Below are 13,993 nucleotides of genomic sequence, written 5' to 3' on the forward strand. Positions count from 1 at the left end.
GGTCCATCATGCCGTCAGTTCCCGCACGCACCCAGCGGAACGGGCCCGGGTGGTGAACTCCGCCGGCCGGAGCCGGAGGAGTTCACCCGTTGTCCCGCCGGTGTTCCTACTTGCGTTCCGAGAGCGAGACGGTCAGCCCGCGGACGTGCTTCACCTGGGTGACCTTGTAGGCGGCGCGCAGCGCCTCTGCCTCGTTCTTCGGCAGGTTGGCGTACGGGTCGTCGCCCTCGCCCAGGGTGACCACCCAGACCCGGTTGACCCCGTTCAGGCAGGAGGCCGGCTGGGGGCAGGGGTCGGCGAAGAGGTCGTCCTTCTGCAGCGCGGTCTTGGCCGCGAAGACGTCCTTGAGCTCGACCCGGTCCGGCAGGTAGTAGTCGATCTCCAGGTCGGTCATCGCGTAGGACTTGTCACCGCGGACCGGCGCGAAGCCGTCGCCCGGCTGGTAGCCGTCGGCGATGACCTTCGCGGCGGCCTTGCCGTTGGTGTGCTCGTGCGCCGTCGCCGTGCGCAGCTTCTCCTGGTCCGGCCAGCCGAGCAGCGCGACCACCACCAGGCCGACCACGCCGAGGAAGCGCGGCTTCAGCTTGCCGAGCCCGGCACCGGCCAGGATCGCCCAGGCCGGGACGGTGTAGAGCTGGTAGCGGTCGAAGAAGTACGCGGTCTGGCCCTGCGAGATGAACCAGGTGAGCAGGATCGGCAGCGCCGCCATCAGCCCGATCTCGAAGGCGGGGCGGCGGCCCCTGGCCCAGCCGGCCGGGATCGCGGCCAGCGCCAGGACGCCGGCGCTGACCAGGGCCGAGCCGAACATGTTGTGCCAGTAGTCGACGAAGGTGTTCAGGTCCGGCGCGCTCAGCCAGCCGATCTGCCGCTTGGACTGCTCGGTGCCGAGCAGCACCAGCGGGATCACCGGCACCAGCCCGACCAGCACCGCGGCCGGGAAGCCGAACAGCAGGCCCTTGCGGCGGTCCCGCCACCAGTGCATCGCCACCACCACGGCGTGGCTGGAGAGGAAGACCAGCGAGACCATGTGGAACAGCCCGGCCGCCGCCACCGACACCGCGTACGGCAGCCAGCGCTGCCAGCTCGGCCGCTCCAGCGCGCGGAACAGGAAGAAGGTGGCGGCCGCCACCGCGAGCACCACGAAGGCGTAGGACCGGGCCTCCTGCGAGTACCGGGAGACGGTCGGCAGCACCGCGAACAGCAGACCGGCGATCAGACCGCTCGCCGTGCCGAACAGCCGACGGCCCGTCAGCGCGACGAAGACCGCCGCACCGGTGAGCGCCAGCGCGGAGGGCAGCCGGAGCATCGTCGGGGAGTCCCCGAAGACGCTGACCCAGCCGTTCATCAGCAGGTAGTAGGCGCCGGAGACGGCGTCCACGTGCTGGAGCAGTTCCAGCAGGTCGCCGGTGCTGCGGGTGGCCGCGCTCCAGGTCGCGAACTCGTCGCGCCACGGCTGCGGCCGCCAGCTCCCCCGGATCCCCAGGACGAGGGTGAGGAGGGCCGGCCAGAGCCAGACCGTCCGGTTCAACAGCGGGGTGAGGCGCTCCTCCAGGGCGGAGCCGGGGCGGCGGTTCGAGGGGGGCGCCTCGTCGTTCCGGCTCTGGGACTCCGTCTCGACGGCGGGTTCCATGCGGCTGGCTGTCATGTGGTACGAGCCCTTCGGCGCCGTGCTGCCGTCACGGCGGCTTCTCAAGTTCAGTGGCCAACGCCAAGGACGCACCCCCCAGCGCACCCCCCAGGCCGCCTCATCCTAACCGTCGCTCGGGAGTGTGAAGAAACCCCGTTTGCCCCACCTGTGGCCCAGGTCGCATGCAGCGCTATGCCAATATGCACTCCGTGCAAGGAAGTTGCACGCGCGGTGAAAAACGTATAAGAAGTCTCATCGTATGTTTAAAGTTGCGCGGGGACAGTCCTCGCGCGTAGGGCGGCCCAGTCCCGAGGACGGCAGAGAGCCTTGACAGTCACCTCGTGCCCGACTGCGCCGGCCCTTCCACGTCACGCAGTCCGGCTGCCCGTGCCCGCCTCCCCGGCCAGGAAGCCCACTCGATGACGCTCGCCACCTCACCTCCGACCACCAGTGCGCCCGACGCCGCCCCCCCGGTAGGCCGGCGGCAGCGGCTGGTGACCGAGCTCCGGCTCGCCGCACCGGCGATCAGCCTCTACGTCGGGCTGAAGGTGCTCGGCATCCTGGTCTTCCTCGCCATGGCCAACTACGCGGACCTGGACTGGCTGAAGGACATCGGGAACCGCTGGGACTCGGTGCACTACACGAAGATCGCGCTGCACGGCTACGGCGACCACCTGATCTACGGCAACGACGGCCGGCTGGTCTACGGCGTCAACCGCCAGGCGTTCTTCCCGCTCTACCCGATGCTGATGCGCTGGGGTTCCTGGCTGGGCGTCAGCACCACCGTCGCCGGGATGCTGGTCTCCGGGGTCAGCTCGCTGCTCGCCGCCTGGGGCCTGTACAAGGTCGGCGCCCACCTGCGCGACCGCACCACCGGCATCATGATGGCCGGTCTGTTCGCCGTGGTCCCGACCGCGCACGTGCAGTGGCTGGTCTACACCGAGTCGCTGTTCATCGCCCTCACCGTCTGGGCGCTGTACTCCGCGATCCGGCACCGCTGGGTGCTGGCCGGTCTGATCTGCGTCGTCGCCGGGCTCTCCCGGCCGACCTCGGCCGCCGTGATCGGCGCGGTCGGCCTGGCCGCGATCTGGGCCCTGATCAAGCGCAAGGACGGGCTCCGCCCGCTCGCCGCCATGGTGCTGGCGCCGCTCGGCCTGCTCTTCTACCTGGTCTACCTGGCGGTCCGTTACGACAAGCCGAACGCCTACTTCCTGATCCAGGACCAGTCCTGGGGCGAGACCTTCGACTGGGGCGACACCACCTGGCGCAACGTGCTGGAGTCCACCGCCACGATGTGGCCCCAGCAGTTCCAGCACTACATCACCACCATGGTGCTGATCGCCCTGCCCGCCCTGGTCTTCTTCATGCTCCGCGAGAAGCTGCCGCTGGCGCTCAACGCCTTCGTGCTGGCCTCGCTCCCGCTGGTCCTCCTGGTGCACCACTGGCCGGCCATCATCCCGCGCTACCTGATGCCGCTCTTCCCGCTGCTGCTTCCGGTGGCCGCCGGGCTGGCCAAGACCCGGGCCTCCACCCGGTACACCCTGCTGATCACGCTCGGCGCCGCATCCGGGTGGTACGCGACCTGGTTCTTCTGGAACTGGGCCACCGCCCCCTGATCCGCCCCTTCCGCTCACCTTTTCTCTCCGAGGAGTTCCTCCATGACCGAACTGCCGCAGGCAGTCACGGAGTTCGACCACCGGGTCTACCGCGCGGTGCGGGCCCGCTTCGGCGACCAGCGCTCCGTCGACGTCAGCCGCGCGCTGTCCTGGGCCGGTGAGCACGCCGCCGGCTGGCTGGCCCTCGGCCTGGCCGGTGCGGTGGTCGACAGTGAGCGCCGGGGCAGCTGGCTGCGGGCCACCGGCGCGGTGGCCGGTGCCCACCTGGCGAGCATGGCGATCAAGCGCGTGGTCCGCCGTCCGCGGCCGAACGGCCCCGGGATGGAGCCGCTGGTCACCACGGCCGGCAAGCACAGCTTCCCCAGCTCGCACGCGACCTCCTCCGCCGCCGCGGCCGTCGCCTTCGCCCCGCTGCTGCCCACCACCGTGGTCGGCGCGGCGGCCGGCGCGGTCTGCTTCTCCCGCCTGGTCGTCGGCGTGCACTACCCGTCCGACGTGCTGAGCGGCGCCGCCCTCGGTGCGGCCGTGGCCGGCGCCAGCCGGAACTGGATCGCCAAGGGGACCACCAGCAATGTCTGAGACCAGCACGCTGCCGGTCGAGGCGGTGCTCCCGGCCCAGGCGGCCGCCCCGGTCGCCGACGACTGGGCGGTCCGCCCGTTCAAGCTGAGCGCGCTCCCCGGCGGGCTGATCCGCAACGCCCGCCCCCGGCAGTGGGTCAAGAACATCCTCGTGGTGGCGGCCCCCGGCGCCGCCGGCATGCTCGGCCACGCCGAGGTGATCAAGCAGACCGCGATCGTCTTCGGCCTGTTCTGCGCCGCCGCCTCGGCGATCTACTTCCTCAACGACGCGATGGACGTGGCCTCGGACCGCGCCCACCCCGTGAAGCGGAACCGCCCGATCGCCTCCGGCATCGTCCCGCTCCCGGTCGCGTACCTGGCCGCCGTGCTGCTGGCCGGCGGCGCCATCACCGGCGCGGTGCTGCTCTGCAACGGCCCGACCGCCGTCGCCCTCGGCTGCTACCTGGTGATGCAGTTCCTGTACTGCACCGGGCTCAAGCACGTCCTGGTGGTGGACCTGGCCTTCGTCACCTCCGGCTTCCTGCTCCGCGCGATGATCGGCGGCCTGGCCTCCGGCATCCCGCTGTCGCAGTGGTTCCTGATCACCGCCGGCTTCGGCTCGCTGTTCATGGTCTCCGCCAAGCGCTACTCCGAGCTGGTGCTGATGGGTGATCAGGCGGCCGAGTCCCGCAAGCTGCTGGCCGAGTACACCACCGGCTACCTGCGCTTCGTCTGGCAGGCCGCGGCCGCCGTCGCGGTGCTCAGCTACTGCCTCTGGGCGCTGGAGCCGAGCGGCGACCACCCGGGCCTGAAGCAGATCACCATCGTGCCGTTCGTCTTCGCGATGCTGCGCTACGCCGTCTTCGCGGACCGCGGTACGGCCGGTGCGCCGGAGGACGTGGTCCTCAAGGACCGCGCGCTGCTGGTGACGGGCGCCCTCTGGGTGATCCTCTTCGGCCTCTCCGTGGTCGGCGTCTGATGACCCAGGCACACGCCGGGGCACCCTCCGGGAGGCTCCGCGCCCTGCTGCCCGAGCTGATCAAGTTCGGTGTGGTGGGCGGCCTCGGCTACGTCACCGACGTCGTGCTCTTCCTGCTGCTGGACGACCCGATGGGAGTCATCCCGGCCAGGGTGGTCTCGCTGACGGCCTCCACCGCGGTGGCCTTCGTCGGGAACAAGTACTGGACCTTCCGCGAGCGGAGCGGGGCCGGCAGCCCCGCCGAGGTCGGCCGGGAGACCGCGATGTTCCTGGTGGTCAGCGTGGCCGGCGCCCTGATCCAGCTCGCCTGCCTGGGCACCTCGCACTACCTGCTGGGCTTCACCAGCACCACGGCGGACCTGGTCTCCGGCAGCGTGATCGGCATGGTGCTGGCCACCGCCGCCCGCTTCTGGGGCACCAAGGTCCTGGTCTTCCGCACCGCGTCGGCCTGACGGCCGCGCCGCGCACCACGAGGGCGGGGTCCGACGGAACGGCAGTCGCCGTTCCGTCGGACCCCGCCCTCATCCGCTGCTCCGCCCCGGTCAGCCCCGGCGGACCGGCGGCTGGGAGGCGGTCCTGACCTGTCGCAGGCCCTGCTCCATCTTCCGCTTCAGCAGGCTCCCCAGCGGCCGCTCGACCAGCCGGTGGAGCAGCCAGGCGACCAGCAGCATGGTGGCCATCAGCCCGGCCAGCAGCAGGTACGGGTTCATCCGGTCGTGCAGTTCGCGGATGACCCACCAGCCGAGCTGCTGGTGCAGCAGGTAGACCGGGTAGGTCAGCGCGCCGGCCACCGTCAGCCACTTCCACCGCACCCAGTCGAACTTGCCCAGCGCCACCCCGATCATGGCCAGGAAGGCCAGCGTGATCAGGGCGAAGGCGACGCCGAACGAGACGTGCTCCTTGGCGTCCCAGGAGTAGATGGCGACCACGCCGCGGAGCTGGTTCTGCGCGAGCAGCCAGTTGAGCCCGATCAGCCCCCAGAGCAGCAGGTTGGGCCCGAAGCGGTACATCAGGTACATCGCGACGCCGGAGATGAAGTACGGCGAGTACTGCGGGAAGGTCATCACCCCGATCAGCGGGATCGGGCTGTTGGTGGCGAAGACCGAGAGCAGCGTCCACACCCCGCAGAAGGCCACCACCCGGCGGTAGGTCAGCCCCCAGAGCGCCAGCAGGCCGATCAGCACGTAGAACCGCAGCTCCAGCCAGAGCGTCCAGTACACGCCGTCCAGGTCCTGGCCGCCGATGCCGTTCTGCATCATCGTCAGATTGGTCAGGATGTCGGTGAACTCCCAGTCCCGGGCGCCCTCGTCCCACACCGGCTTGACCAGGAAGAGCATCGCCGAGGTCATCAGTACGCCGGCCCAGTAGGCCGGGAACAGCCGGCTCACCCGCGAGGTGACGAACTGTCCGACGCTGCGCCCCCAGACGGACATGCAGATCACGAAGCCGCTGATCAGGAAGAAGAGCTCGACGCCGACCCAGCCGTACACGGCGAACGGGTGGAGCAGCGGGACCGCCTTGGCCGGTGTGGTGTCGCCCCAGATCGGGCTGAACCGCTGGAACCCGGCGTAGTGCCAGGTCATCGCCGAGACGGCGGCGATGAGCCGCAGCGCGTCCAGCACGTGGAGCCGTCCGCCGCGGCGCTCCGGGGCGGCGATCACGACGGGCTCGGCAAGGGGTGCGGAGCGGCTGCCCGCCCAGGGAGAGGTGAGCATGAGGACCTTCGGGGGTGAGGGTGCGGCCGACGGGGGGCACGGCCGAAAAGCGGTCTCACCCTAACCAACCCGCGGCCCGCTGTCCCGACGCTCCCCCACCGCCTTTACCCTCCCGTGGCACACGGACGGGCACCCGGCCTTGTGCCGCAGTGCCCGTTCGTGTCCACCCGAACGGGTGGTGGGTACCCGTCAGACCAGCCGGCGCGCGGTGGCCCAGCGGGTCAGCTCGTGACGGTTGCTCAACTGGAGCTTGCGCAGCACCGCCGAGACGTGCGACTCCACCGTCTTCACCGAGATGAAGAGCTGCTTGGCGATCTCCTTGTACGCGTAGCCGCGGGCGATCAGCCGCAGCACCTCGCGCTCGCGCTGGGTCAGCCGGTCCAGGTCCTCGTCGACCGGCGGGGTGTCGGTGGCGGCGAAGGCGTCCAGCACGAAGCCGGCCAGCCGGGGCGAGAAGACCGCGTCGCCGTCGGCGATCCGGAAGACCGCGTTGACCAGGTCGGTGCCGGTGATGGTCTTGGTCACGTAGCCGCGGGCACCGCCGCGGATGACCCCGATCACGTCCTCGGCCGCGTCCGAGACGGAGAGCGCCAGGAAGCGGACCCCGTTCGGGTCGGCCATCACCGGCGCGGAGCGGCGCAGCACCTCGACCCCGCCGCCGCCGGGCAGGTGGACGTCGAGCAGCACCACGTCCGGCCTGGTCTCGGCGACCACCTTGACCGCCGACTCGACGTCGTCGGCCTCCCCCACCACGTCGATGCCGGTCAGCTCCGTCCGGCCGATCTCGGCCCGGACCCCGGTGCGGAACATCCGGTGGTCGTCCACCAGCACCACCCGGGCCCGCCGCTCCGGCTCCGCCGCCCCCGTAGCCGACACTGCGTCAGTCATCTGCCCTCTCCATCTCCAGCTCGACCTCGGTCCCGCCGTCGGGCGCGGGCCGCACCTTCGCGGTGCCGCCGTTGCGCTTCATCCGGCCGATGATCGACTCCCGTACGCCCATCCGGTCCTCGGGCACGTCGTCCGGGTCGAAGCCGGGGCCGTGGTCACGGACGAAGACCGACACCGTCCGCCCCTCCACCTCGGCGTAGACCTGGACCGGCCCACCGCCACCGTACTTGGCGGCGTTGACCATCGCCTCCCTCGCGGCCTGCACCTGTGCCGAGATCCGCTCGTCCATCGGGCAGTCGCCGACGCAGACCAGCTCGACCGCGACCCCGTGCCGGTCCTCGACCTCGGCCACCACCGAGCGGATCCGCTCGGCCAGGGTGTCCGGCGCGGCCTCGGCGGCCGCCTCCGGGCGGTACAGCCAGAGCCTCAACTCGCGCTCCTGCGCCCGGGCCAGGCGCAGCACCTCCTTGGCGTCGTCGGCGTTGCGCTGGATCAGGGTGAGGGTGTGCAGCACCGAGTCGTGCACGTGCGCGGCGATCTCGGCCCGCTCCTGGGCCCGGATCCGGGCGGTCCGCTCGGCGCCCAGGTCCTGCCACATCCGCAGCGCGTACGGGCCGACCAGCACCAGCACCCCGGCCAGCACCGCCAGCGAGGCCTCCAGCACGGAGGCCAGCGTGGAGCCGCTGCCCTGCAGGATCAGGAAGGCCACGATGCCGGCCACCACCAGCAGCACCCCGGCGCCGATCCGGGTGTACGCGGCCCGCCGCCGGGTGCCCTCCACCCCGAACCAGCGCTGCCAGCGGGAGTCGTCGGCCTGCCGCCAGACCAGCGCGACGCCGACCCCGATGGTGAGCAGCGGCCAGACGTACGGCTTGGCCGGCTGGATGTTCAGCGCGCTGAGCAGCGCCATGATGCCGACCACCAGGCCGAGCAGCGCGAAGACCTGGCCGAGCCCGCCGCGCGGGACGGCGCCGGCCCGCTCCTCGGCGGGGGCTCCGGCGGCCACCGCCGCCTCGCCGTGGAAGGTCCGCTGGAGCAGCTCGCGCAGCCGCCCGAGCCGGGCCGGCCTCCCCTTCCTCAGCTCCTCGCCGCCGACCACCGCGTCGCCCGGCACGAAGCGGCCGTTGACGTACAGCCAGCGCGGCCCGCCGCCGGCCGGCTCGCCGATCCCTATCGGCACCACGAACCAGAACGCCGCGTACAGCAGCACCCCGACGGCCTGGGCGAAGAACAGCAGCACGAAGGCGACCCGCACCCAGGCCACCGGCAGCCCCAGGTGGACCGCGAGGCCGTGCGCGACGCCGCCGAGGATCCGGCCGTGCCGGCTGCGGTAGAGCCGCCGGTACGGCGGGCGTTCGACGCCGCCGTCCCCTGATCCACCGTCAGCGGGGAAGGGGCCGTCGAGGGCTCTGGGATCGGTTCCGGGGGCTGCCACGCCCCGAATGGTCACACGTGCGCGCCCCCGCGCGCATCAGGGTGCCACCCCGAACCCGTCTCAGGGACAGATCAGGGTACGCACCGGGCCCGCGCCGGTTGGGCCACGGCCGCGCGGGCAGCAGGATAAGGGGCATGACCGACGAGCAGACCACCGCGCCGGGGCCCGACGCCCCCACCGGGCCGGAGCAGCCGCCCCGCCCGCCGCTCAGCCGGAGCGAGAGGCACCGGGTGGTGGCCGGCGTGTGCGGGGGCCTGGGCCGCCACCTGGACATCGACCCGGTGGTCTTCCGGGTCGTCACCGCGGTGCTCTGCCTCTCCGGCGGTCTCGGCCTCTTCCTCTACGGCCTGGCCTGGCTGATCGTGCCGCGCGAGCCGGAGGACGGGACGGCCGGCCGGACCGAGCTGCAGCGCGTGCTGACCGGCCGGGTGGACGGCCAGTCGATCGGCGCGGTGCTGCTCACCGTGATCGGCACCGGCGTCTTCTTCTCCTCGATGGGCGACGGCGGCCAGCTCTTCCCGATCCTGCTTCTCGGCGGCCTGGTGCTGCTGGCGGTCCGCTACGACCCGGAGCGCCGCCGCCACCCGCGCCGGCGCGGCCGCCGCCGGGGCCACGACGGCCCGTACGACCGGCTCACCGACGAGACCGGGCACCCGTACGACGCCACCGGCGCCGCACCGGGCTGGCGCACCGTCAACGACCGGGCCGGCGACGGGGCCGGGGCCGGTTCCCCGCACTGGTGGGACCAGGCCGAGCAGCACATGAAGGAGGCCTGGCGGACCCACGAGGAGGCGATGCGCTCCGCCTTCGGACAGACCCGGGACAAGGCCCACCCCGACACCCCGCCGGCCGGCCCGAGCGGCTACCTCTGGGACCCGCGCCACCCGGAGCGCAACCCGTACGGCTCCACGCCCCCGCCCGGCGCGCCCGCGCGGCCCTGGTGGCAGCGGACCGACCTGCCGGAGGGCGACCCGCTGCGCAAGGCCGGGGCCCCGCCCTCCCCCGCGGACCCGCCGCTGCCGCCCCTCCCTCCGGTCCACCCGGTCCACCGGGGCCCGAACGTGCTTCCGCTGCTGGGCCTGCTGCTGGCCGCCGGCGGCGGTGCGCTCGCCTGGTGGGTGACGGAGCGTCAGGGCGGCTCGGTGCTGCTCTCCACCGTGCTGGCCGCCGCGCTCGCCGGGCTCGGGCTGGCGCTGCTGATCGGCGCCAAGTTCGGCCGGGCCCGCGGCCTGGCCCTCCCGGCGGCGCTGCTGGTGATCCTGCTGACCGCCACCACCGGCTCGGACTTCACCCTGGCGAGCAGCGCCGGGGACCGCTACTGGGCACCCACCTCGGTCTCCGAGGTGAAGCCCGAGTACACCCTGGGCGTGGGCGACATGAAGCTCGACCTCACCGACTTCGACCCGGCCGGAGCCACCGTGGCCACCACGGCGAAGCTCGGCGCCGGCGACATGCAGGTGACCGTGCCGGGCGACGTGGAGGTCCGGTTGACCCTGAAGAACGGCCTGGGCGAGATCCAGGTCGCCGACCGCCACCTGTCCTCCGGGGCGGGCAACGACGTGGAGTACCAGTTGCACCCGACCAACGGCCGGCCGTCCCGGGGGACGCTCGACCTCACCCTGACCGTGGGCCTCGGCGACCTCCAGGTGGTGCAGTCGTGAGGAAGCACCCGCTCGACCCGTTCTCGCTGATCGCGGGTCTGCTCTTCGGCACCCTGGCGGTGCTCTGCCTGCTCGCCTCGCTGAACGGCAAGGAGGTGAGCGGCCGGGTGGTGCTGCCGGTCACCTTCCTGGTGCTGGGCGGCGCCGCGGTGATCGGCGCGGTCACCGCGATGACCCGCCGCTCCCGGGAGCTGCGCCGGATCCGGGAGGCCCGGGAGGTGCGCTCCTCCTCCGACTGAGCGTCAGGCCTTCTGCTGCGCGCCGAGCTCCAGCTGGTCGCCCTTCCTGGTGACCGCGAACTTCGCCAGCGGCTTGGTGGCCGGCCCGTTGAGCACCGCGCCGGTGGTGGCGTCGAAGCGGGAGCCGTGGCACGGGCAGTACATCTGGTTGTCCTTCGGGGCGTCCACCGCGCAGCCGGAGTGGGTGCAGATCGAGGAGAAGGCGCAGTACTGGCCGGCCTTGGGCTGCACCACGTAGAGCGCGTCCCCGGTGGCCGGGTCCTTGACCTTCGCCGAGCCGCCGACCGGCACCGAGGCGGCGGGCACCGAGACGGCGCTGCCGGCACTCGCGCCCGCGCCCGCGCTCGGGCTGCCCGAACCGGTGGGCACAGGCGACGGGCCCGCCGCGTTGGCGGGCAGCTCGTCCCGTCCGAAGGTGGCGGTCAGCGAGCCGGCCAGCAGCCCGGCCCCGCCGAGCGCGACCGCCGCGATCCCGCCGTCCACCAGCGCCCGGCGGCCGACCTGGTCCTCCGTCAGGCCCCGGCGCCGGTCCCGCCCCGCGCGGGCGGCCAGGTAGCCGTCCACCGAGAGGTGGGGGGTGCCGGCCAGCAGCAGCGGGGTCCAGGCCATCAGGTAGGCCAGGTCGTTGCCGTAGTAGTACGGGGAGGTGTTCCAGCTGACGGTGAGCCAGAGGCTGAGGCTGAGCGCCGCGCCACCGGCCGCGGCCAGCCGCCCCCAGAGGCCGAAGAGGGTGCCGAGGCCGACCGCCAGCTCGCCGAAGGCGATGGCCAGCGCGGAGAAGGTGGGCGCGTCGAGGGCCGGGCCGAGCGCCCAGCCGATCGGGCTGTTCGCCTTGGCGGCGGTGGTCTGCGCGACGAAGGAGGCGGCGTCCGCCGCCCCGGCCAGGTAGTGCGGGTCGGCCAGCTTGTCCAGGGCGGCGTAGACGAAGGTCACCCCGAGGAACAGCCGGAGCGGCAGCAGTGCGTACCGGGTGGCCAACTCGCGCCGCTGGGCTGCCCGTTCGGCTCTGCCAGGACGTTCCGGCCCGCTCAGCCCCACCGCCATCGCCGACACCCTTCGCTCACGGCCCGTCAACTCCTGACGGGTCCGGTCCGATTCTGCCCGCTACCGAGCCGATTCGGGGGCACGGCCCCCGGTGGAAACGACCGCGCCGCCGCCCCCGATGCGGTCGGGGACGGCGGCGCGGCCGTTCAGCTGCGGGGAGCGGTCACTCCCACTCGATGGTGCCCGGCGGCTTGCTGGTGCAGTCCAGGACCACGCGGTTGACGTCCTTGACCTCGTTGGTGATCCGGGTGGAGATCCGGGCCAGGGTCTCGTACGGCAGGCGCGACCAGTCGGCCGTCATGGCGTCCTCGGAGGAGACCGGACGGAGCACGATCGGGTGGCCGTAGGTGCGGCCGTCGCCCTGCACGCCGACCGAGCGGACGTCGGCCAGCAGCACCACGGGGCACTGCCAGATCTCGCGGTCCAGGCCGGCCTTGGTGAGCTCCTCGCGGGCGATGGCGTCCGCGTCGCGGAGCAGGTCCAGGCGCTCCTTGGTGACCTCGCCGACGATCCGGATGCCCAGGCCCGGGCCCGGGAACGGCTGCCGCTGGACGATCTCCTCCGGCAGGCCGAGCTCCTGGCCGACCATCCGGACCTCGTCCTTGAACAGCTGGCGCAGCGGCTCGATGAGCTTGAACTGCAGGTCCTCGGGGAGGCCGCCGACGTTGTGGTGCGACTTGATGTTCGCGGTGCCGGTGCCGCCGCCGGACTCGACCACGTCCGGGTAGAGGGTGCCCTGGACGAGGAACTCGACCTCCTCGCCGTGCTCACCCGCCTCGGCGATGATCTCGGCCTGGGCCTGCTCGAAGACCCGGATGAACTCCCGGCCGATGATCTTGCGCTTCTCCTCGGGGTCGGTGACCCCGGCCAGCGCGGTCAGGAAGCGCTCCTGGGCGTCGACCACCTTGAGCTGGATGCCGGTGGCGGCGACGAAGTCCTTCTCGACCTGCTCGGTCTCGCCCTTGCGCATCAGACCGTGGTCCACGTACACGCAGGTGAGCTGGGAGCCGATGGCCCGCTGCACCAGCGCGGCCGCGACGGCCGAGTCCACGCCGCCGGAGAGACCGCAGATGGCGCGCTTGGTGCCGACCTGCTCGCGGATCGCGTTGACCTGCTCCTCCACCACGTTGGTGGTGGTCCAGGTCGGGGCGATGCCCGCACCGCGGTAGAGGAAGTGCTCCAGGATCTGCTGACCGTGGGTCGAGTGCAGCACCTCGGGGTGGTACTGGACGCCGTAGAGCTTGCGCTCGTCGTCCTCGAAGGCCGCGACCGGCACCACGTCGGTGGAGGCGGTGACGGAGAAGCCCTCGGGGGCGGCGGAGCAGGCGTCGCCGTGCGACATCCACACCGACTGCTCGGCCGGGGTGCCCTCGAAGAGGGTGGAGCCGGACTTGGAGACGTGCAGCGGGGTGCGGCCGTACTCGCGGGCACCGGAGTTGTCCACGGTGCCGCCGAGGGTGATGGCCATCAGCTGGAAGCCGTAGCACATGCCGAAGACCGGGACGCCGGCCTCGAAGATCGCGCGGTCCAGGCGGGGCGCACCCTCCTCGTAGACCGAGGACGGGCCGCCGGAGAGGATGATCGCCTTCGGGTTCTTGGCGAGCATCTCGGCCACCGGCATGGTGGACGGCACGATCTCGCTGTAGACCCGGGCCTCACGCACCCGACGGGCGATGAGCTGGGCGTACTGGGCGCCGAAGTCGACGACCAGCACGGTGTCGAGCTCGGCGGCGGACAGGTCGGGAGTAGCAGAGGACACAGACGGCCTTCCGGCAGCGATGTGGGGGTGTCGCCGCCGATTCTACCGGGCACCCACCGCGCGCCGTTTCACCCGCTTGCCGGGGCGGCGGGCCGTGACCGGCGTCACGGCAGGATCGTTGCACCCATCGACCGCACCGCGCGGGCCGCCCCGGCCAGGGGCGGGCCGGACGGCGCGGACACCGAACCATGCGCGTGGATCTCTCTTCAGTCCACCGGCGCACGTGGCGCCGCCGCTCCCGAACGGACCGGCCCGCCGTGGGACCGTGCGCGGGTGGGAGTGGCCGGGCCGGCAGGGGACAGCCGGGTCGGGCACGACTGAAAACGGTGAAGGAGGTGCGGCGGGCGACTCCCGGGACGCCGGGGACGGCCGCCGTACCTCCGCACGCCCGTCCCGGCGTGCCAGTACTACGGACAGTAGTCGACCAACGGGTCGGTATTCAGCGGCGTTCGACCGTCTCCGAACGGTCGGA

General features: G+C 72.4%; 12 protein-coding genes and 1 pseudogene. 6 read left to right on the forward strand and 7 right to left on the reverse strand.

The annotated features are described in order from the left end of the window. Positions 1-106: 106 nt before the first annotated feature. Complete coding sequence (locus tag ABD946_RS21915) at positions 107-1,630, reverse strand: glycosyltransferase family 39 protein (RefSeq protein ID WP_345286117.1); 1,524 nt, start codon at positions 1,628-1,630, stop codon at positions 107-109. A gap of 416 nt (positions 1,631-2,046) precedes the next feature. On the opposite strand from ABD946_RS21915, the gene ABD946_RS21920 reads away from it, so the two are divergent. From ABD946_RS21920 to ABD946_RS21935, 4 genes are read left to right on the forward strand one after another with little or no spacing between them, the layout of a single operon-like run. Beyond that, positions 2,047-3,243 carry a hypothetical protein gene (locus ABD946_RS21920; RefSeq protein WP_345286119.1) on the forward strand — a complete coding sequence of 399 codons (1,197 nt, stop codon included), beginning with the start codon at positions 2,047-2,049 and terminating at the stop codon, positions 3,241-3,243. A 42-nt stretch (positions 3,244-3,285) separates the two neighbouring features. After that, positions 3,286-3,822, forward strand: coding sequence for a phosphatase PAP2 family protein (locus ABD946_RS21925; protein WP_345286121.1), 537 nt, complete (start codon positions 3,286-3,288; stop codon positions 3,820-3,822). After that, positions 3,815-4,780, forward strand: coding sequence for a decaprenyl-phosphate phosphoribosyltransferase (locus tag ABD946_RS21930; protein WP_345286123.1), 966 nt, complete (start codon positions 3,815-3,817; stop codon positions 4,778-4,780). Before ABD946_RS21925 ends, ABD946_RS21930 begins: the two co-directional genes overlap by 8 nt. Further along, entirely contained in the window at positions 4,780-5,232 is a 453-nt protein-coding gene (locus ABD946_RS21935) for a GtrA family protein (protein WP_345286125.1), read from the forward strand. The genes ABD946_RS21930 and ABD946_RS21935 overlap by 1 nt, the downstream gene beginning before the upstream one ends. Before the next feature lie 90 nt (positions 5,233-5,322). Here ABD946_RS21935 and ABD946_RS21940 read toward each other — a convergent pair whose 3' ends face one another. The 3 genes from ABD946_RS21940 to ABD946_RS21950 all read right to left on the reverse strand — a co-directional run bounded on the left by ABD946_RS21940 (position 5,323) and on the right by ABD946_RS21950 (position 8,818). Further along, complete coding sequence (locus ABD946_RS21940; RefSeq protein ID WP_345286127.1) at positions 5,323-6,495, reverse strand: acyltransferase family protein; 1,173 nt, start codon at positions 6,493-6,495, stop codon at positions 5,323-5,325. Positions 6,496-6,684: 189 nt separating this feature from the next. Next, complete coding sequence (locus tag ABD946_RS21945; protein WP_345286129.1) at positions 6,685-7,383, reverse strand: LuxR C-terminal-related transcriptional regulator; 699 nt, start codon at positions 7,381-7,383, stop codon at positions 6,685-6,687. Then, a complete protein-coding gene (locus ABD946_RS21950) occupies positions 7,376-8,818 on the reverse strand; it encodes a PspC domain-containing protein (RefSeq protein ID WP_345286131.1) in 1,443 nt (480 codons plus the stop codon). Before ABD946_RS21950 ends, ABD946_RS21945 begins: the two co-directional genes overlap by 8 nt. A gap of 134 nt (positions 8,819-8,952) precedes the next feature. On the opposite strand from ABD946_RS21950, the gene ABD946_RS21955 reads away from it, so the two are divergent. Both ABD946_RS21955 and ABD946_RS21960 read left to right on the forward strand, forming a co-directional pair. Continuing rightward, positions 8,953-10,479: a PspC domain-containing protein gene (locus ABD946_RS21955; protein ID WP_345286133.1), complete on the forward strand. Its 1,527-nt coding sequence runs from the start codon at positions 8,953-8,955 to the stop codon at positions 10,477-10,479. Then, positions 10,476-10,718 (forward strand): hypothetical protein, encoded by a 243-nt coding sequence (locus tag ABD946_RS21960; protein WP_345286135.1) that lies wholly within the window; start codon positions 10,476-10,478, stop codon positions 10,716-10,718. The genes ABD946_RS21955 and ABD946_RS21960 overlap by 4 nt, the downstream gene beginning before the upstream one ends. A 3-nt stretch (positions 10,719-10,721) precedes the next feature. Here the strand turns inward: ABD946_RS21960 and ABD946_RS21965 are convergent, their stop codons facing one another. The 3 genes and pseudogenes from ABD946_RS21965 to guaA all read right to left on the reverse strand — a co-directional run bounded on the left by ABD946_RS21965 (position 10,722) and on the right by guaA (position 13,521). Further along, entirely contained in the window at positions 10,722-11,201 is a 480-nt protein-coding gene (locus ABD946_RS21965; protein WP_345286349.1) for a Rieske (2Fe-2S) protein, read from the reverse strand. A gap of 33 nt (positions 11,202-11,234) precedes the next feature. Beyond that, positions 11,235-11,762 (reverse strand): annotated as a pseudogene (locus ABD946_RS21970) (DoxX family membrane protein); the annotation flags it as partial. A gap of 163 nt (positions 11,763-11,925) precedes the next feature. After that, complete coding sequence (gene guaA, locus ABD946_RS21975; protein WP_345286137.1) at positions 11,926-13,521, reverse strand: glutamine-hydrolyzing GMP synthase; 1,596 nt, start codon at positions 13,519-13,521, stop codon at positions 11,926-11,928. Positions 13,522-13,993: the final 472 nt, after the last annotated feature.

Source organism: Kitasatospora albolonga (genome assembly GCF_039535905.1).
Lineage (GTDB): Bacteria > Actinomycetota > Actinomycetes > Streptomycetales > Streptomycetaceae > Kitasatospora > Kitasatospora albolonga.